The sequence below is a fragment of the Mesorhizobium vachelliae genome (assembly GCF_033977325.1).
GTDB classification, from domain to species: domain Bacteria; phylum Pseudomonadota; class Alphaproteobacteria; order Rhizobiales; family Rhizobiaceae; genus Mesorhizobium; species Mesorhizobium vachelliae.
The window spans coordinates 108,601-128,262 of the sequence record NZ_JAVIIR010000016.1 but is presented as its reverse complement, the minus strand read 5'-3'; the positions used below and the strand labels follow the sequence as shown (position 1 = coordinate 128,262).

9 protein-coding genes are annotated in these 19,662 nt (G+C 64.3%); 8 read left to right on the top strand and 1 reads right to left on the bottom strand.

Annotation, left to right across the window (positions count from 1 at the left end; all coding sequences use genetic code 11):
• Window positions 1-89: 89 nt before the first annotated feature.
• The 6 genes from RFM41_RS27820 (at window position 90) to RFM41_RS27795 (ending at window position 14,806) form a co-directional block, all read left to right on the top strand.
• The gene (locus tag RFM41_RS27820) at window positions 90-2,018 is read left to right on the top strand and encodes an autotransporter assembly complex protein TamA (RefSeq protein ID WP_320252518.1); all 1,929 of its coding nucleotides are present in this window, start codon (window positions 90-92) and stop codon (window positions 2,016-2,018) included.
• A gap of 2 nt (window positions 2,019-2,020) precedes the next feature.
• On the top strand, window positions 2,021-8,074 hold the full coding sequence (locus RFM41_RS27815; RefSeq protein ID WP_320252519.1) for a translocation/assembly module TamB domain-containing protein: 6,054 nt from the start codon (window positions 2,021-2,023) through the stop codon (window positions 8,072-8,074).
• A 277-nt stretch (window positions 8,075-8,351) separates the two neighbouring features.
• A complete protein-coding gene (locus RFM41_RS27810; protein ID WP_320252520.1) occupies window positions 8,352-10,010 on the top strand; it encodes an ABC transporter substrate-binding protein in 1,659 nt (552 codons plus the stop codon).
• Between the two features lie 152 nt (window positions 10,011-10,162).
• Window positions 10,163-11,197 (top strand): ABC transporter permease, encoded by a 1,035-nt coding sequence (locus RFM41_RS27805; RefSeq protein WP_320252521.1) that lies wholly within the window; start codon window positions 10,163-10,165, stop codon window positions 11,195-11,197.
• 12 nt (window positions 11,198-11,209) lie between these two features.
• A complete protein-coding gene (locus RFM41_RS27800) occupies window positions 11,210-12,367 on the top strand; it encodes an ABC transporter permease (protein WP_320252522.1) in 1,158 nt (385 codons plus the stop codon).
• Between the two features lie 105 nt (window positions 12,368-12,472).
• Entirely contained in the window at window positions 12,473-14,806 is a 2,334-nt protein-coding gene (locus RFM41_RS27795; RefSeq protein ID WP_320252523.1) for a dipeptide ABC transporter ATP-binding protein, read from the top strand.
• A gap of 13 nt (window positions 14,807-14,819) precedes the next feature.
• Here RFM41_RS27795 and RFM41_RS27790 read toward each other — a convergent pair whose 3' ends face one another.
• On the bottom strand, window positions 14,820-15,410 hold the full coding sequence (locus RFM41_RS27790; protein ID WP_320252524.1) for a transglycosylase SLT domain-containing protein: 591 nt from the start codon (window positions 15,408-15,410) through the stop codon (window positions 14,820-14,822).
• A gap of 211 nt (window positions 15,411-15,621) precedes the next feature.
• Here RFM41_RS27790 and RFM41_RS27785 point away from each other — a divergent pair, with 211 nt between their 5' ends.
• Both RFM41_RS27785 and RFM41_RS27780 read left to right on the top strand, forming a co-directional pair.
• Window positions 15,622-17,160 carry a trimethylamine methyltransferase family protein gene (locus tag RFM41_RS27785; protein WP_320252525.1) on the top strand — a complete coding sequence of 513 codons (1,539 nt, stop codon included), beginning with the start codon at window positions 15,622-15,624 and terminating at the stop codon, window positions 17,158-17,160.
• Window positions 17,161-17,224: 64 nt separating this feature from the next.
• Window positions 17,225-19,651 (top strand): GcvT family protein, encoded by a 2,427-nt coding sequence (locus RFM41_RS27780; RefSeq protein WP_320252526.1) that lies wholly within the window; start codon window positions 17,225-17,227, stop codon window positions 19,649-19,651.
• The last annotated feature ends 11 nt before the right edge of the window (window positions 19,652-19,662 follow it).

Here is a 19,662-nt window from a genome sequence, read left to right as displayed (position 1 = left end):
CGGTCTATTTCAGACAATTGGATTGTGGCCCCTTTACGAACGTTGCGGAACTTCATTCCAATTTTAGTTTTGTCGACTAGGTTGTCTTAATGCCGGCGCATGAAACGCAGATGTCAGGAGGGTTCGCGCCAGGGCGCGGGCTTCCGCGCGCCCTGCTTTTGGCGCTCGTCTGCGCGACCGTGCTGGCTGGAGAGGTTCGGCAGGCGGCGGCTTTCGAGATTTTCGGCATCAAGCTTTGGGGCTCGTCCAAGGACGAGGATGCCGACATCGTCGACCCGCTGCGCTATTCGGTGACAATCAACGCGCCTGACGCGGACAAGGATCTGGTCAAGAAGCTCGAAAACGCCTCGGCGCTGAAAAACGACGAGGACCATCCGGTGTCCGGGTCGCTCGGCCTGATGGCCAAGGCGCGCGGCGACCGCGAACAACTCGTCGCCGCCCTCTACGCCGATGCCCGCTATGAGGGCGTGGTCACCATCAAGATCGACGGCAAGTCGATCGACGAGTTGCCGCCGGATGCCGAATTCAAGGGGCCGCAGCCCATTCCGGTGGTCATCACGGTTGCTCCCGGGGCGAAATTCACACTTGGCAACATCCGGCTGAAGGGCGATGCGGCGGGATTGGCGGCAGCCGATTTCGGCCTGATCGCCGGTGGCGATGCCGGCTCCGGCGCGGTGCTCAAGGCCGAAGCGCTGGTCGTGCGGGCGCTGAAGGAAGAGGGCAGGCCGCTTGCCAAGGTAACCGACCGCGAGATCGTCGCCGAGCATGCCAGCTCGACGCTCGACGTGACGCTGACGGTGGCCGCCGGCCCGATCGCCGGCTATGGCGACACGACGGTCGAGGGCACGGAAAAGGTCGATCGCGATTTCACCGAATACATGACCGGGCTGAAGCGGGGCCAGCAATATTCGCCGCAGGAGATCGACGATGCCCGCGACCGGCTGCTCGGGCTCGAGGTCTTCAACAGCGTCACCATCAAGGAAGGCGACAAGCTCGACGCCAACGGCAATATCCCGATCGGTGTCCAGGTCAGCGAGCGCAAGCCGCGTTTCTTCGGCGTCGGCGGCACCTTCTCGAACACGGAAGGCCTGGGGCTCGAAGGCTATTGGGGCCACCGCAACCTGTTCGGCCAGGCCGAGAAGCTGCGCATCGACGGTTCCATCAGCGGCATCGGCAGCAACAGCCTTTCCGCGCTCAACTACAATGCCGGCGTCATGTTCGAGAAGCCGGGCGTGCTCGGGCCGACATCGAAATTCTTCACCGGCGTCAAGACCGTGTTCGAACACCCCGATGCCTACGACCATTTCTCGGTCAAGGGCGACGTGGGCGTTTCCTACGACCTCGATAAGCAGCAGCGGGTCTCGGCCGAGTTCGACCTCGACTATTCGCGGATCACCGACGCCTTCGGCAAGCATACCTATCTGATCGCCAGCGTGCCGCTGCAATATGTCTATGACAACCGCGACAGCAAGCTGAACCCGACCAGGGGGTTCCGCTTCCTCGCCTATGCCGAGCCGAGCTACGACATATTGAGCGGCGCGGCCTTCCTGAAGCTGAAGGGCGAGGGCTACACCTACCAGTCGCTCGACACGGCAAGCCGGTTCGTGCTCGCCGAACGCGCGACGCTGGGCTCGATCGTCGGCACCGGCCTGCAGAACGTACCGGCCGACCGGCGCTTCTATTCGGGCGGCGGCGGCTCGGTGCGCGGCTATTCCTACCAGGGCATCGGCCCGAAGGACATCAACGGCCAGCCGATCGGCGGCCTCTCCTTCTTCGAAACCTCGGTCGAGATGCGCATCGGCGTCACCGACACGATCGGCATCGTTCCCTTCGTCGATGCCGGCACGGTCTCGACCAAATCCTTCCCCGATTTCTCGAATGTTAAGGTCGGCGCCGGCGTCGGCCTGCGCTACATCACGCCGTTCGGGCCGCTGCGCATCGACGCCGCCGTGCCGCTCAACCGCGATCCGGGCGATCCGCATTTCGGCATCTATGCCGGCATCGGCCAGGCGTTCTGACGATGAAGATTTTCTGGCGCATCCTCCGCATCTGCCTCTACACGCTGCTCACCCTGCTGGTGGTGGCGATCGGCGCGCTGGTCGTGCTGACCGGCACCGAAGGCGGCCGCCAGAATCTTGCAAGCCTCATTTCGAAGCTGGCTTCGAACGAGGACCGCAAGGTCACGGTCGCCGGCATCGAAGGCATCTGGTCGGGCGCGCTCAGGGTCGACCATGTCGTGCTGGAAGACCGCGCCGGCCCGTGGATGGTGGCGCGCAAGGTGGCGCTCGACTGGTCGCCGACGGCGTTGCTCTCCAGGAATTTCAATGCCGACCGCTTTGCCGCGGAGCGCATCGAGCTGGCGCGGCTGCCGCAGCCGAGCCAACAGCCATCGCAAGGCGGCTCGTCCAGCCTGCCGGTGTCGATCGACGTGAAGCAGATCGACCTGCCGGAGATCGCGCTTGGCCAGGAGCTTGCCGGCAGCGGCATCGCCGAGCTGGCCGCCAAGGGCTCGCTCAGAGCCGATCCGTCGCCGCTGGCGATCGAAAGCGTGCTCAACGTCAGCCGCCATGACGGCAAGCAAGGCAATGTCGACGCCAAGATCCACTTCGCGCCGGCCGACAACAAGCTCGACCTCGATCTCAAGGCGTCGGAGCCGGCCGGCGGCATCATCGCCAATTTGCTTAAGCTGCCCGACGCGCCGCCCGTCAACATCGTCGTTTCCGGCACCGGGCCTTTGGCCAACTGGAGCGGCGTCGGCACCTTCATGGTCGACGGCCGGATCGTCAGCCAGTTGACCGGCCGGCACCAGCTGACCGACAAGGGCCATCGTATCGAAGCCAAGGGTGACGGCGAGTTCGAGGGCTTCCTCCCGGAGAAGATAAAGGCGCTGTTTGCTGGCAAGACGAGCTTCGACCTCGCCGGAACGGCGACCGCGTCGGGTGGGGTCGATATCGAGCAGGCCACCATAGAAAGCGACTCGGTGCATGGCGCCGCGACCGGCAATGTCGATCCGAAGGGAGCCAGCGACCTCGCGGTCGAGCTCTCCGCCAAGGACAAGCCGGTCACCGTCGATGTCGGCAACAGCGCGGTTCCGATCCTGGTCTCGATCGAAAAGGCGACGGTGCGCGCCTTCGGCGACGGTAAGGCGCCGATGGTCGATATCGGCACGTCCCTTACTTCGATCGCCGTCGGCGGCACGCAGCTCAACAATATTACGGGCGAGATCCATTCCGACGGCTTCGATGTCGAGACCCTTAGCGGCCCGGTCGCCATCAAGCTCGCGGCCGCCGGCCTGAAGACCGATGTGGCGACGCTGGCGCCGTTGGTGACCGGCAAGCTCGCCGCGGATCTTTCCGGCACGATCAGCCGCCAGACCGTGACCATCGACAAAGGCACGCTGCGCAGCGATGCGCTCAATGCCGGGTTGACGGCAAATGTGGCGCTGGCCGACCTGTCGATGACGCTGAAGATGAATGCCGACGCCATCTCGAAGGCATTGCCGCCGCAGATCAGCTCGCTGCTTGGCGAGCGGGTGAAATTCTCGGCCACCGCCACGCGCGATCCGCAAGGCGCGTTCGCCGCCAACTCGCTGGAGATCAGCTCCGGCTCGCTCAGCGCCAGCGGCACCGGCAGCATGCAAGGAACGGACATCCAGGCCAGCGTCAAGGGCACGTTGGGCGACGTCTCGCCGCTGTCGTCGCTCGCCGGCACGCCGCTCGCGGGCGGGGTCAATTTCGCGCTGAGCGCAAGCGGTCCGCGCCTTGCGCCGGATTTCACGGTGTCAGCCGACAGCGCCAGCCTGACGGCGGCCGGCCGCACGGTGAAGGACATCAAGCTCTCGGCCAAGGGCAAGGCCGATGTCGCCAATCCGACCGCCGACCTCTCGCTGACCGGCAATGCCGAGGGGCAGGCGCTCGACATCGAGGCTTCGCTGGTGACCGCCGACGGCAAGCGCTCTATCAAAGGGCTCAGCCTGGCGCTCGGCGACAACAAGGTGTCGGGCGACCTCGCGCTCGACGACAAGTTCCTGCCGCTCGGCACGCTGACACTTGCCGTGCCCGACATCGGACCGCTTGCGGCGCTCGGCAACCAGACCGCCACCGGAGACATCAACGGCACAATCGCCTTTGCCAAGGAGGGCGAGGCGCCGACCGTCACCATCAACGCGGCCAGCACGTCGATCGCGCGGGGCGACCTGGCGGCGAAAGCCATCACCGTCAACGCCCTGATCGCCAACTATCTCAAGGGGCCGGCGATCTCGGGCACGATCAAGGCCGACAATGTGACCTCCGGCAGCACGGTCGTCAGCGGCATCGGCATTGATTTGAAGCGCGACGGTGACTGGACCAACTTTACCGGCGGCGCCACGGCGTCCGGCATTCCGGCTACCGCCACCGGCCGCGTGAAGATCGCGAACGGCACGACGAGCGTGGAAATCACGTCCGGCGAGGCGACGGTGCGCGGCATTAAGGCGGCGATCGCCGAACCTGCGAGCCTTTCCATCGCCAATGGCGTGACGACAATCGAGGAGCTCGCGCTCAATCTCGGCGGCGGCTCGGCAACCGTTTCCGGCAGCGCCGGTCAGACCCTCGACCTGACGGCCAACCTCGCCAACCTGCCGGTGGCGCTCGCCAATGATTTCGTGCCGGGCCTCGACGGGGCTGGAACGGTGGAAGGCACGGCACATGTCACGGGTCCATCGTCCAACCCCGACGTGCAGTTCAACGCGAAGGTGGCGGGCGCCGAAACCAGCCAGACCCGGCAGGCGGGGCTCGGACCGCTCGATCTCGATGCCGCCGGCAGCTATACGCTGGCAGGCGGCATCGCCCTGGACCACGCCACGCTTTCGGGCGAAGGGATTTCAGGCAAGGCCGCCGGCACTCTCAACCCGAACGGCGCCAGCGATTTCTCCCTCGATCTTACCTCATCCGGAGCCAGCCTGCCGTTGACGATCGGCAGCGCCGAAAGCCCGGTCAAGATCGCGGTCCAGTCCTTGTCGGCAAAGATGGCGGGCGAAAGCACGCAAGCACGGCTCGATGTGTCCGCAATCCTGCCTTCCATTGCCGCCAGCCAGGCCAAGGTGGACGGTCTCACCCTGATGCTGCATTCGGATGCCTTCGACCTCAAGGGGCGGGCCGGCCAGGTTTCCGGCACGGTGACGGTGGACAGGATCGGTCTCGATAATCCCATGCTGGCACCGCTGATCGCCGGCAAGGTCACGGCGAAGGTCAACGGCCGCCTGACAAGCGATGCCGTCGCCGTCAACAGCGGCTCGCTTACCAGCGATGCGCTCAACAGCCAGGTCGCCGGCCGGATATCGCTGGGCGACGGCGCGGTCGACCTCAACATGAAGGCCGATGTCGCTTCTTCGGCCCTGCCGGCCGCGGTGCGTGGCATGCTCGGCGAGAGCGCTGAGTTGAGCGCGGTGCTGAAGCGCGATGCCAAGGGCAATGTCAATGTCGACGGGCTGAAGCTGAATTCTGGCGCGCTCAGCGCCGATGGCCAGGCGAGCCTCGCCGACGGCAAGCTGGCCGCCGGGATCAGGGGGGCGTTGGGCGACGTCTCGGGGCTCTCGAAAGACGCCAAGGGCGCCATCGCCTTTGCCCTGAACGCGCAAGGTCCGGTCATCGCGCCCGACCTGTCGATGACGGTCGAGAGCGACCGGCTTTCGGTCGCAGCGCGCGAGATCACCGGGCTGAAGCTGACCGCCAGCGGCAAGGCCGATGCCGCCAATCCGGCGGCGAATGTTCAGCTCACCGGCAATGTCGCCGGCCAGAACCTGCAGGGCAGCGCGGTGCTCGCCACGACCAATGGCAGCCGCGCGATCAATGGGCTTTTGCTGTCGCTCGGCCCGAACAAGATTTCGGGCGATCTCGCCCTCGACGACGCCTTCGTGCCGGTCGGCACCGTTTCGCTCAATTTGCCGGACATCGGGCCGCTTGCCGCGCTGGCGCTGGAAAAGGCAGAGGGCAACGTGCGCGGCACGATCGCCTTCACCAAGGCGGCCAACGGGCCGAATGTCGCGATCAAGGCGAACACCTCGGAGGTCAAGCGCGGCGATCTCTCGGCCAGGAATGTGGCCATAGACGCGCAGATCGCGAACTACATGGCAGCACCCGTCATCGCCGGCACGGTGCGCGCCGAGAGCGTGACGTCCGGTGGCACTGCCATCACCGGCATCGATATCGATCTCAAGCGCGACGGCGACTGGACCGGCTTCTCGGGCGGCGCCACCGTCAAGAACATCCCGGCCAAGGCCGCCGGCCGCGTGAAGGTCGCCAATGGCACGACGACCATCGAGCTTGCGTCGGGTCAGGCCACCGTGCAGGGCATCAAGGCGGCTATCGCGCAGGCCTCGACCGTGACGATCGCCAACGGGGTGACGACACTCGACCGGCTGGTGCTGAACCTCGGCGGCGGCACGGCGACGGTGACGGGCAAGGTCGCGCAGGCGCTCGACATCAACGCCAATCTGGCGAGGGTGCCGATCTCGCTGGCAAACAGTTTCTCGCCGGGTCTCGACGCGGCCGGGTCGATCTCGGGCACGGTCAAGGTTACCGGCGCGCCGGCGGCCCCCTCGGTCGCCTTCAACATCGATGCTTCAGGCGTGCAGACCTCGCAGACGCGCGGCGCCGGTCTCGGCGGCATGAACGTGTCGTCGTCCGGTACTTTTGCCGGCAACAAGCTCGCCTTCGACGCCAATATCAGCGACGGCGCCGGCCTCGGTCTCAAGGGCGGCGGCACGGTCACGACGGCGGGCACGCCGGTCCTGGGGCTCGACTTCAGCGGCAAGGTGCCGTTTTCCTTCCTTGCCTCGAAACTCGCGGCGCAGGGCCTGGGGTTGACCGGTAACGCCAACGTCAATGTGAAGGTCACCGGTCCGGCGTCGTCGCCGGTGATCGGCGGAACGGTCAGCACCTCCGGCGCCCGGCTGGTCGATGCCCGCTCCGGCCTGGCGGTGAACGACATCGCGGCGGACGTCTCGATCGGTAGCGGCGTCGCCAGGATCAACCGGCTCACCGGCACGCTTTCGACAAAAGGCAATCTTTCCGCCAGCGGCACGGTCGGCATCACGCCGGCGCAAGGCTTCCCGGCCGACCTGTCGATCAAGCTCACCGACGGCCGCTACACAGACGGCCGGGTGGTGACCGCCAATCTCGGCGGCGACCTGACGATCAAGGGACCACTCGTCTCGGCACCGGTGATCGCCGGCACGATCAACCTGGCCAGGACGGTCATCACCGTCCCGGAAAAGCTGCCGGGGTCGCTTTCGGCGCTGGATGTGAAGCACAGGAACGCGCCGGCGTCGGTGCGCGCGCAGGACAAGGCGCTGCGCCCGGCGACGTCCAGCGGCAGCAGCAACAGCGGCAGCGGCCTGACGCTCGACGTGACGGTCAACGCGCCGAACCAGATCTTCATCCAGGGCAGGGGTGTCGACGCCGAGCTCGGCGGCTCGCTGAAGCTGACGGGCCCGGCCTCGTCGCCGCAGGCAGTCGGCACTTTCACCCTGCAGCGCGGACGGCTGACCATCCTCGCCAAACGGCTGACCTTCACCGAGGGCACGATCGGGTTCCAGGGTTCGCTGATACCCTATCTCAACATGACCGCGACCACGACGACGAGCAGCGCCACGGTCACGATCGTCGTGTCGGGCGAGGCGACCGATCCGAAGTTCACCTTCTCCTCTGTGCCGGCGCTGCCCCAGGACGAGGTGCTGGCGCAGCTCATCTTCGGTCAATCCATGTCCAAACTGTCACCGCTGCAGATCGCGCAACTTGCAAGCGCGGCGGCGCAGCTTGCAGGCGTCGGCGGTTCGACCTCGCTGCTCGAGAACCTGCAAAGCGCCATCGGCGTCGATGATCTCGACGTGACGACGGACGAGAAGGGCGGCACCGCGGTTTCGGCCGGCAAATACCTCAACGACCGCACCTATGTGACCATACAGAAGGGCGACAAGCCGGGTTCCGGCAAGGCGACGATCGACCTCAATGTCGGTCGCGGCGTCAAGCTGCGCGGCGAGGCCAACGACGCCGGAGAAGCCAAGGGCGGCGTCTTCTACGAACGCGAATATTGACGCCGCGCCGGTGTTTCTCCGCCTGCCCGGTGGGCTGTTCCGCCGCGGGCGCGAGCGCCTTATCCGCATAAAATGTACTGATTTAATCGCTCGCGGCGTTTTTTTGGGAAATCCGCGTCGCGATAACAAATTTGCGTCAAGACTGTCGCTATCGCGCGAACCGGGTTGCAACCAAAGATGCACATTCCCCGGCATGTTCCTATTCCACACCGTTTTTTGACAACGCGGTCTGGATGCGGAATGTTAAAAGGCGGAAAGCCAACAATGGGAGTAAGTCATGGCAATCTACAAAAGCAATGGTGATCGCGTTCCGGATCACATCCTGAAAATGGCCGAAGACGCCAAATCGGGCGGCGTGGACCGTCGCGAATTTCTGGCTTTGGCAAGCGTCTTCGGCGCATCGACGGCAATGGCCTACGGCATGCTCGGCCTCGCCGATCCGACCCCGGCCAGGGCCGAGGACGTGCAGGGCAAGAAGGGCGGGGTGATCAAGGTCGCGATGTCGATCAAGGATCCGAAGGATCCGCGCACCGCCGACTGGTCCGAAATCTCCAATGCCGAGCGCCAGGCGCTCGAACCGCTGGTGAAATACACCAAGCAATACACCTTCGCGCCGTACCTGCTGGCAAGCTGGGACATCAATGACGACGCCACCGAATACACGCTGCATGTGCGGCCTGGCGTCGAATGGAACAATGGCGACAAGTTTACCGCCGACGACGTGATCTACAATTTCACCCGCTGGGCGGACAAGGCAGCGGAAGGCAATTCGATGCCGGGCCGCCTCGGCAGCCTCGTCGACGACAAGACCAAGAAGCTGCGCGAGGGCTCCGTCGTCAAGGTCGACGACATGACGATCAAGCTCAAGCTGAGCAAGCCCGACATCGCAATCATCCCGAACCTGTGCGACTATCCGGCGCTGGTCGTGCACAAGACCTTCGACGAGAAGGGCGCCAACTTCAAGAACTGCCCAATCGGCACCGGTCCGTTCGAGCTCGTCTCCTACGACGTCGGCCAGAAGGTGGTCTACAAGCGCCGCACGACCGGCAAGTGGTGGCAGGGCGAGGCCTTCCTCGACGGCGTCGAGTTCATCGACTACGGCACCGATCCGGCCGCGACCGTCTCGGCCTTCGAGTCGGGCGAAGTCCAGACCAACCACGAAACGACCGCCGACTATATCAAGATCATCGCCGACGTCGGCGCTCCGGTTTCCGAAGTCGTGACGGCGGCCACCGTGGTGTCGCGCTTCAACGTCACCCACAAGCCCTATGACAACCAGAAGGTTCGTCAGGCGATGCTGCTTGCGGTCGACAACGCAACCGTGCTGCAGCTCGGCTACGGCAATGCCGGCACACCGGCCGAAAACCACCACGTCGCGCCGATCCATCCGGAATATGTCAAGCTCCCGGAGGTCAAGCGCGACATCGCCAAGGCCAAGCAGATGCTGACGGAAGCGGGCGCGATCGACTTCGAGCACGAGCTGATCAGCAACGACGAGGACTACCACAAGAACACCACGGACGCGATCGCGGCCCAGTTGCGCGAAGCCGGCATCAAGGTGAAGCGCACCGTGCTGCCGAGCTCGACCTTCTGGAACGACTGGACGAAGTATCCGTTCTCGGAGACCAACTGGAACATGCGCCCGCTGGGCATCCAGGTGATCGCCATCGCTTACCGTACCGGCGAAGCGTGGAACGAGACGGCCTATTCCAATCCGGACTTCGACAAGAAGGTGAACGAGGCGCTCGGCATTGCCGATGCGGAGAAGCGCAAGGTTGTGATGAAGGATATCGAGCAGACCCTGCAGGATTCCGGCATCATCATCCAGCCCTACTGGCGCAAGCTCTACATCAACATCAAGCCCGAGGTGAAGAACCACTCGATGCACCCCACCTACGAGCACGACTTCGGCAAGGTCTGGCTCGACCAGGCGTGATCCATGGCGCGATGAATATACGAGGGGCAGCTGCCCCTCGTATATGCAGCTTCGTTGCCGTTGCATGACCTGCAGCGGCGGCGGGGCGCCATCCGCATTACGAAACAGGGTTGAACACATCTGACCCCAACCCGGCCGGCAGGGGGGCACACATGTTCTCATTCATCGCCAGACGCATCGGCACGATCCTGCTCACGATGCTGTGCCTGACGCTGGTCGTCTTCTTCCTCGTCAATCTCGAGCCCAATCTGAAGAAGCTGGCGATCAGCCAGACCGAGATGCACACGCCCGCCGACCAGCTCGAAAGCTGGCTGGTCAATCACGGCTACCGGCAGAACTTCTTCCTGCGCTACGGCCAGTGGCTGGGCGTGCTGCCGAAGCACCCGATCACCGATCCGGCGACCGGCAAGACCACGCAGCGCTTCTCCTTCTGCAACGACCCGACCGAGCCGAAATTCTCAGGCGTGCTGCAGGGCGATTTCGGCTGCTCGACCAAGTTCAAGACGACGGTCGCGGCCAAGTTGTTCCCGGCCCTCGGCGCCACCGGCTTGCTGATGTTCTGGGTGCTGGCGGTGATGGTGCCGATATCGCTGCTGATCGGCATCCTGGCCGGCATGCGCGAAGGCTCGCGCACCGACCGCGTGCTGTCGGTCGCCTCGATCGCCTCGACGGCGACGCCTGAATATGTGTCGGGCGTCATCTTCACCGTCATCTTCGCATCCTGGCTCGGCTGGCTGAACGGCTCGGCCGCATCCGCCAGCCAGGGCATCACCTTCTACAATTTCACGCTGCCGGTGATCACGCTGGCGATCTACGGCACCGGCTATATCGCGCGCATGACGCGCGCCTCGATGGTCGAGGTGATGACGCAGCAATATATCCGCACAGCCCGGCTGAAGGGCCTGTCCTTCAGCAGCGTGGTGATCAAGCACGCGCTGCGCAACGCGCTGATCGCGCCCTTCACCGTCATCATGCTGCAATTCCCATGGCTGCTCACCGGCGTCGTCATCGTTGAGGTGATGTTCCGCTACCAGGGTTTTGGCTACACGCTGGTCGAAGCCGCCGGCAACAACGACATCGATCTGCTGCTCGGCTGCTCGCTGGTCTCGGTGTTCATCGTGCTGATCACGCAGCTCATTTCCGATGTCGGCTACGCGTTTCTCAATCCGCGTATCAGGGTTCAGTAGAGGGCAGGGCCGATGCAAACGGAATATATCAGCGCCTTCGATGTCGTTCTCGGCGTGCTCTGGCGGTTCTGGCCGGTCTGGGTCGCGCTCATCCTGGTGATCGGGGCGAGCTTCACCTACAAGAAGCGGCTTGGCCTCTACGGCCAGCTCTTCGACAGCGGCGTCGGCATCGCCGGCGTCTTCATCTGCCTGTTCTGGCTGTTCACGGCAATCTTCGCCTCCACCATCTCGCCCTTCGACCCGCTGGCGCAGGTCTCGGTGATGAAGGACACGCTGCCCGGCGCGATCGAACCGGCGTCGAAGCTCGTCTACTATTTCGGCGGCGACAAGCTCGCGCGCGATGTGTTCTCGCGCATGGTCTATGGCAGCCAGATCGTGCTGATCATCGCGCCGGCCGCCACCGGCTTCGCGCTGATGGTCGGTATCACGCTCGGCCTGCCGGCCGGCTATTATGGCGGCAAGATCGACACGCTGCTGTCTTTCCTCGCCAATCTGGTGCTGGCCTTCCCGGTGATCCTGTTGTTCTACCTCCTGGTGACGCCGGGCATCATGGACACGCCGATCCCCTATGCGATGGCGGGACTGTTCTTCCTGTTCCCGATCATCTTCTTCTGCGTCCTGTTCTGGACCCGCTACAAGAACCGACCGGACCGGCTCTATATCCTGCTCGGCATCACCTTGGTGGTCGGCGGCTGGATCTATGCGGGCCTGGTCTTCGACAAGGATCCGCTGCACATCGTCCACATCGATCCCAACCAGCTCAACATCTTCGTGGCGGTTGTGTTCGCCTCCAGCCCCGGCGTGTTCCGCATCGTGCGCGGCCTGACCATGGACATCAAGACGCGCGACTATGTGGCGGCGGCTCAGACGCGCGGTGAATCGCCCTGGTACATCATGCTGTGGGAGATATTGCCCAATGCGCGGGGCCCGCTGATCGTCGATGCCTGCCTGCGCATCGGCTACACGACGATCCTGCTCGGAACGCTCGGCTATTTCGGGCTGGGCCTGGCGCCGGAAAGCCCGGATTGGGGCACCGCGATCAAGGACGCCAGCCGGCTATTGCGTTCCTTCATCCACCCCGCGCTGCCGCCGACGATCGCCCTGATGTCGTTCGTGCTGGGGCTGAACCTTTTGGCGGACTCGCTGCGTGAACAGTCGATGAAGGATTGATGGCGGGGCCCAAGGCCCTACTTGCCGGAGCATGATCGCGAAAAGAGGGACCCGGTTTTCGGACAAGATCATGCTCAAACCAAAGACCAAGGATTGGAGCGACCCATGAACGAGGCAGTTCGAGATCCAGCCAAGGCGACCGGTCAGCCGATCATCGAGATCGAGAACCTCTCGATCTCCTTCTTCACGCGCAAGGGCGAGATCCCGGCCGTGATGGATTTTTCCTGCACGGTGATGCCCGGCGAGGCGATGGGCATCGTCGGCGAATCCGGTTGCGGCAAGTCGACCGTGTCGCTCGGCATCATGCGCGACCTCTCCAACATCGGAAAGATCGTCGGAGGGCGCATCAAGTTCCAGGGCAAGGACATGGGCGATATGTCCGAGGAGGAGCTCCGCTCCATCCGCGGCAACAAGATCGCCATGATCTACCAGGAGCCCATGGCCAGCCTCAATCCGGCGATGAAGATCGGCCAGCAGCTGATGGAAGTGCCGCTGATCCACGACAAGGTGTCGAAGGAAGAAGCGCACGCCAGAGCGCTGGAGATGGTGCGGGCGGTGAAGCTGCCCGACCCGGAGCGCATGATGCGCTCCTATCCGCACCAGCTGTCCGGCGGCCAGCAGCAGCGCATCGTCATCGCCATGGCGCTGCTGTCCAAGCCGGCGCTGCTCCTGCTCGACGAGCCGACCACCGCGCTCGACGTCACCGTCGAGGCCGGCATCGTCGAACTGGTCAAGGGGCTCGGCGAGAAATTCGGCACCTCGATGATCTTCGTGTCCCACAATCTCGGCCTCATCCTCGAGACCTGCGACAAGATCACGGTGATGTATTCCGGCGAGGCGGTCGAGACCGGCAAGATCGAGGACGTGTTCGACCGGATGCGCCACCCCTACACGCAAGGGCTGTTCCGCTCGATCCCGCTGCCCGGCGCCGACAAGAACTCGCGGCCGCTGATCTCCATTCCCGGACAGTTGCCGCTGCCGCACGAGCGGCCGAAGGGCTGCAATTTCGGGCCGCGCTGCCACCATTTCGTCGAGGGCGTCTGCAACGCGGCGGAAATCCCGATGATCCCGGTCGAGGGCCATGAGGGGCATTTCTCGCGCTGCGTGCGCTTCAACGAGATCGACTGGGAGGCGCTGCCGCCCGGCGCCAAGAAGGTCAACGAAAAGGTCGAGCCCGGCGCGCCGGTGCTCAGGATCGACGATCTCAAGAAATACTACAAGGTCGGCGGCAGCGAGGTGTTCGGCTCAAGTGAAGGCCGCGTCGTCAAGGCCAACGAGACGATCTCGTTCACCGCGCGCGAATCCGAGACGGTGGCGATCGTCGGCGAGTCCGGCTGCGGAAAGTCGACGCTGGCCAAGGTGCTGCTCGGCCTCGAGACCGCCAGCTCCGGCACGGTGACCTTAGCCAACAAGGAAATTCAGTCGACAGGCATCGAGCGCCGCGGCGTCGATACGGTGTCGTCGATCCAGATGGTGTTCCAGAATCCGTTCGACACGCTGAACCCCAGCCACAGCGTCGGATCGCAGATCATCCGCACGCTGGAGAAGTTCAATGTCGGCAAGAATGTCGCCGAGCGGCGCCAGCGCATGCTGGAGCTGCTCGACCTGGTGAAGCTGCCCCGGGCCTTCGAGACGCGCAAGCCGCGCCAGCTTTCGGGCGGCCAGAAGCAGCGCATCGGCGTCGCGCGCGCCTTCGCCGGCGACGCCAAGGTGGTGGTGGCCGACGAGCCGGTCTCGGCGCTCGACGTCTCGGTGCAGGCGGCGGTGACCGAGCTGTTGATGGACATCCAGCGCAAGAACAAGACGACGATGCTGTTCATCAGCCACGATCTGTCGGTGGTGCGCTACATTGCCGACCGCGTCGTCGTCATGTATCTCGGCTACATCGTCGAGCAGGGCACGACCGACCAGATCTTCTCGCCACCCTATCATCCCTACACGGAGGCGCTGCTCTCGGCGATCCCGATCGCAGACACCAGCGTGGTCAAGAAGCACATCGTGCTCGAAGGCGACATTCCCTCGGCGATGAACCCGCCGACCGGCTGCCCGTTCCAGACGCGCTGCGGCTACAAGAAGCTGGTGCCGGACAATCTGTGCGAGACGAAGGTGCCGCCGGTGAAGAATCTCGGCGGCGGCCATACGAGCCTGTGCTGGCTTTCGGACGATATGCTGGCCAAGATGGAGCCGGTCATCAAGTTCGACAAGGAGCACGCGGCGCATGAGGGCGTGCCGGATGATGCGTTACAGGGTGAGGGGCCGGGCTTTACCGGTTCGCCGCCGCAGCGTCCTGACGGCAAAAACGCCAGCGCGGAAGCCGATGCGATCGGAGAGGGTGTCGAGGAGAACGACGCGGTGCTCAAAGCCCGTCGCCATGAAGTGCGCGATGAGGATTCGGAAACCGGTGTCTCAAGGCCAAAGGACACGACAAGGCGGCATTAACCCCAGAAGGGTGTTAGTTTCCACATTGCCGTAGCTGCGCTGCGTAGTCGCGGCCCATCTGGTCGGTGGCGCGCGCGTAGCTTTGAACGCCGGCGTCGCCGCGGTTGCCGCGGCCATAGGCGGTCCAGCCGAGATAATAGGCCAGGTAGAGATTGTAGGTGTCGTTGCGGGCGACGCCGAAGGTGTCGGCGGTCTTGGAGTGATACCAGCCGACGAAATCGATGGCGTCGGCGAAGCGCGTGCGGCGCGCCGCCCAGTTGCCGGTCTCGCTTTGATATTGAGACCAGGTGCCGTCCAGCGCCTGCGAATAGCCTGTGGCGCTGGAGACGTGCGTCCACGGAATGAAGCCAAGCAGCTTGGTGCGCGGCGGGCGGGCATTGCTCTTGAAGCCGGATTCCTTGCGCACCGTCGCCATCAGCACGGGAACGGGAATGCCGTATTTCTGCTCGGTCCGCTCGGCGGCGGACTGCCAGTTGTCGAACCAGCCGTCATTCTGATCGAAGACGGCGCAGACATTGTTGATGTGGCTGGGCGCCGTCGCGCAGGCCGAAAGCGCCAGCAGCACAGAGACAGCTACAATTTTACTAAAACTCGACCTACGCATTGGATGACGAATAGGCCGAAATCATAAAAGGAGTGTTGCGCGGTTCCTTAACGTGGGCGGGCAAGGCGCGAAAAACTGAGTATCGATATCACGACTATCTGTGTCGCTATTCTTTTCATGGATTTTGAAAAATGCCGCCTTGGCTAAAATCACGCCGGCAAATGGCGAATTCCTGACAGCTCGCCTGCGATGGCGGCGCTCTGATGCGCGCATGAGCGAACCAAGACGCAAGCGCGGTGCCGAGCGCACCAGCAACCGGGGACCCGCGGCCATCCCGCAACTGCCGCATCGGCGGGTGGAGAATCCCTATCCGCCGATGGCGCTGCTGTCGGCCGACCAGATCGAGGCCATCCACCAGGCATCGATGCACATACTGGAAAACTTCGGCATCGAGGTGATGAGCCCACGCGCGCTGTCGCTGTTCGAGCGCGCCGGGGCCAAGGTCGACCACGGCTCGATGAATGTGCGCATCGATCGAGGCATGGTCGAGGAGGCGCTGAAGTCGACGCGTTCGACATACACGCTGACGCCTCGCAACCCGGCGCGCATCATCCATCTCGGCGGCAGCACCATCAACTTCACGCTCGTCGCCGGCCCGCCCAATGTGCATGACATGGAACGCGGCCGCCGCGCCGGCAACATGCCGGACTATCAAGACCTTGTCCGATTGGCGCAGCATTTCAACTGCATCCACATGCTGGGCAACCAGGTCTGCGCGCCGATCGAGCTGCCGGCGAACACAAGGCACATGGACACCTATTTCGCCAATCTGACGCTGACCGACAAATGCTTCCACGTCTCGGCGATCGGCCGGGGCAGGGCACTCGACGGCATCGAGATGATGGCGATCGCGCGCGGGCTGACGCTGGATGAGATGTCGAAGGATCCGGGCGTCACCACCGTCATTTCGGTCAACTCGCCGCGCCGCTTCGACGAGATGATGGCCGAAGGGCTGATGACGATGGCCGAATACGGCCAGTCGGTGGCGGTGACGCCGTTCACGCTGATGGGTGCGATGAGCCCGGTGACGCTGGCCGGCGCGCTGGCGCAGCAGAACGCCGAGGCGCTGTTCGGTATCGTGCTGACGCAGCTCGTGCGCCCCGGCGCGCCGGTGATGTATGGCGCCTTCACCTCCAATGTCGATATGAAGTCGGGCGCGCCGGCCTTCGGCACGCCGGAAAACACCAAGGCCAACATCGCTTCCGGGCAGTTGGCGCGACGCTACAATCTGCCTTATCGCACGACGCCGGGCTCGGCCTCCAACGCCGCCGATGCGCAGGGCGCCTACGAGACGATGATGGCGCTTTGGGGCGCGGTGCTCGGCCACGGCAATCTCGTCTATCATGCCGCCGGCTGGCAGGAGGGCGGGCTGACGGCGTCGTTCGAAAAGCTCATCATCGATGTCGAGATGATCCAGCATATGATGGAATTCCTGCGGCCGATCGTCGTCGACGAGCCGGAGCTCGCGGTCGAGGCGCTGGGCGTGGTGCCGACCGGTGGCCATTTCTTCGGCGAGCCGCATACGCTGGAGCGCTATGCCACCGCCTTCTACCAGCCGATGCTTTCCAACTGGCAGAATTACGAGGCCTGGCAGGAAGCCGGCGGGCTCGACACGACGGCGCGTGCGACGCGGCTGTGGAAGAAAGCGCTGGAGGAGTATGTCCAGCCGGCCATGGACCCTGCCGTGCGCGAAGCGCTCGAAGCCTATATGGCGCGTCGCAAGGAAGCGATCGGGCAAGGTGAGCCGTAAGGGAACAGCTTCCCATCCTGATTCATTTCAATCTCTCAACTCACTGAACCAACGAGAAAAACCCATGAAATCGCATGCAAAGGTCGTGGTCATCGGCGGCGGTGTCGTCGGATGCTCGGTGCTGTTCCATCTTGCCCGCCATGGCTGGACCGACGTCGTGCTTCTCGAGCGCGACGAGTTGACGTCCGGCTCGACCTGGCACGCAGCCGGCGGCATGCACACGATCAATGGCGATCCCAACGTCGCCAAGCTGCAGAAATACACGATCTCGCTCTACAAGGAGATCGAGGAGCTTTCGGGCCAAGCCACCGGTGTGCACCTGACCGGCGGGGTATTGCTGGCGGCGACCGAGGCGCGGCTCGACTGGCTGCGCAGCGTGGTGTCCAAGGGCCGCTATCTCGGCATCGACCTCGAGGTGATCTCGGCCAAGGAAGCGGCGGAATTGATGCCGCTTATCGACCCCAGCCAGTTCGTCGGCGCCGTGCGCAACAAGGAAGACGGTCATCTCGACCCATCCGGCGTGACGCATGCCTATGCCAAGGCCGCGCGGAAACTGGGGGCGGAAGTCGAGCGCTTCACCAAGGTCGAGGACATCGTGCGCAGGCCTGACGGCCTTTGGCGGGTCATCACCAACAAGGGCGATATCATTGCCGAGCATGTCGTCAATGCCGGCGGGCTCTGGGCGCGCGAGGTCGGGCGCATGGTCGGGCTCGAACTGCCGGTTCTGGCCATGGAGCACATGTACCTGATCACCGAGGACATGCCGGAGGTCACCGACTGGAACAAGAAGACCGGCACCGAAATCATCCATGCGGTCGATTTCGACGGCGAGCTCTATCTGCGCCAGGAGCGCGGAGGCATGCTGATGGGCACCTATGAAAAGGCCAACAAGGTCTGGTCCGAGTTCCAGACCCCCTGGAATTTTGGCCATGAGCTCTTGGAGCCGGACATCGACCGCATCGCGCCGTCGCTGGAAGTCGGCTTCCGCCATTTCCCCGCTTTCCAGAAGACCGGCATCAAGCAGATCATCAACGGCCCCTTCACCTTCGCGCCGGACGGCAATCCGCTGGTCGGTCCGGTGCGCGGCCTGCCGGGCTTCTGGGTCGCCTGCGGCGTCATGGCCGGCTTCAGCCAGGGCGGCGGCGTCGGGCTCGCGCTCTCCAACTGGATGATCGAGGGCGATCCGGGCGCCGATATCTGGGCGATGGACGTGGCGCGCTATGGCGACTGGGCGACGATGACCTATACCAACGCCAAGGTGCGCGAGAATTACTCGCGGCGCTTCTCGATCCGCTTCCCGAACGAGGAACTGCCGGCCGGGCGTCCGCTCAAGACGACGCCTCTCTACGACACGCTTGCCGACAAGGGCGCGCAATGGGGCGTGTCCTATGGGCTCGAAGTGCCGCTCTGGTATGCGCCGGACGGCGTCAAGGACGAGTTCTCGTGGCGGCGCTCGACCGATTTCGACCATGTCGCCAAGGAGGTCGCGACGGTGCGCAACGGCGTCGGCCTGTCGGAGATTTCGAACTTCGCCAAATACAAGGTGACGGGCGAGGGCGCGGCCGCCTGGCTCGACCGGATGCTTGCCTGCAAGCTGCCCAAGCGCGGCCGCATGACGCTCACGCCGATGCTGAAGGACGACGGCAAGCTGATCGGCGATTTCACTTTAGCCAATATCGACGACGCAGAGTGGTTCATCGCCGGCTCCGGCATCGCCGAGCAGTACCACATGCGCTGGTTCGAGGCGCATCTGCCGAAGGACGGCTCGGTGGAGATCGAGGCGCTGGGGCAGAAGCTCACCGGCCTTGCGATTGCCGGGCCGAAGGCGAGGGAGGTTTTGGCCAAGGTCAGCCGCGCCGATGTTTCCAACACAGCGTTCCCCTTCATGGCGGCGGCCAGGATGGATATCGGCATGGCGCCGTGCCTTGTCGGCCGCGTCAGCTACACCGGCGATCTCGGCTACGAGATCTGGGTGGCGCCGGAATACCAGCGCGCCGCCTACCAGGCGCTGCTGGCTGCGGGCGAGGAATTCGGCATCGGCCTGTTCGGCTCGCGCGCGCTCAACGCACTGAGGCTCGAGAAGAACTATGGCTCATGGGCGCGCGAGTACCGGCCGATCTATGGGCCGGTCGAGGCCGGGCTCGACCGTTTCGTCGCCTATGGCAAGGACGCCGATTTCATCGGCAAGGAAGCGGCGCTCGCCGAGCGCAAGGAGGGCGGCAAGCTCAGACTGCGCGCCTTTGTCGTCGATGCCAGCGATGCCGATGTGATCGGCGACGAGGCGATCTGGCATGACGGCGTCGTGCGCGGCTGGGTCACCTCCGGCGGCTATGCGCATAATGCAAGGAAGTCGGTCGCGATGGGATACGTGCCGAAGGAGATCGCCGACAGGCCGGCCGGTTTCGAGATCGAGATCCTCGGCAAGCGCCATGCGGCGCGCATTCAGGCCGCTCCGCTGTTCGACGCCAATTTCGAGCGGCTGCGCGCCTGAAAGCGGAGCGC

Excerpts from the sequence above, each read along its gene's own strand:
- RFM41_RS27820 (WP_320252518.1), top strand. The coding sequence starts at position 90 with ATGCCGGCGCATGAAACGCAGATGTCAGGAGGGTTCGCGCCAGGGCGC.
- RFM41_RS27815 (WP_320252519.1), top strand. The coding sequence starts at position 2,021 with ATGAAGATTTTCTGGCGCATCCTCCGCATCTGCCTCTACACGCTGCTC.
- RFM41_RS27810 (WP_320252520.1), top strand. The coding sequence starts at position 8,352 with ATGGCAATCTACAAAAGCAATGGTGATCGCGTTCCGGATCACATCCTG.
- RFM41_RS27805 (WP_320252521.1), top strand. The coding sequence starts at position 10,163 with ATGTTCTCATTCATCGCCAGACGCATCGGCACGATCCTGCTCACGATG.
- RFM41_RS27800 (WP_320252522.1), top strand. The coding sequence starts at position 11,210 with ATGCAAACGGAATATATCAGCGCCTTCGATGTCGTTCTCGGCGTGCTC.
- RFM41_RS27795 (WP_320252523.1), top strand. The coding sequence starts at position 12,473 with ATGAACGAGGCAGTTCGAGATCCAGCCAAGGCGACCGGTCAGCCGATC.
- RFM41_RS27790 (WP_320252524.1), bottom strand. The coding sequence starts at position 15,410 with ATGCGTAGGTCGAGTTTTAGTAAAATTGTAGCTGTCTCTGTGCTGCTG.
- RFM41_RS27785 (WP_320252525.1), top strand. The coding sequence starts at position 15,622 with ATGAGCGAACCAAGACGCAAGCGCGGTGCCGAGCGCACCAGCAACCGG.
- RFM41_RS27780 (WP_320252526.1), top strand. The coding sequence starts at position 17,225 with ATGAAATCGCATGCAAAGGTCGTGGTCATCGGCGGCGGTGTCGTCGGA.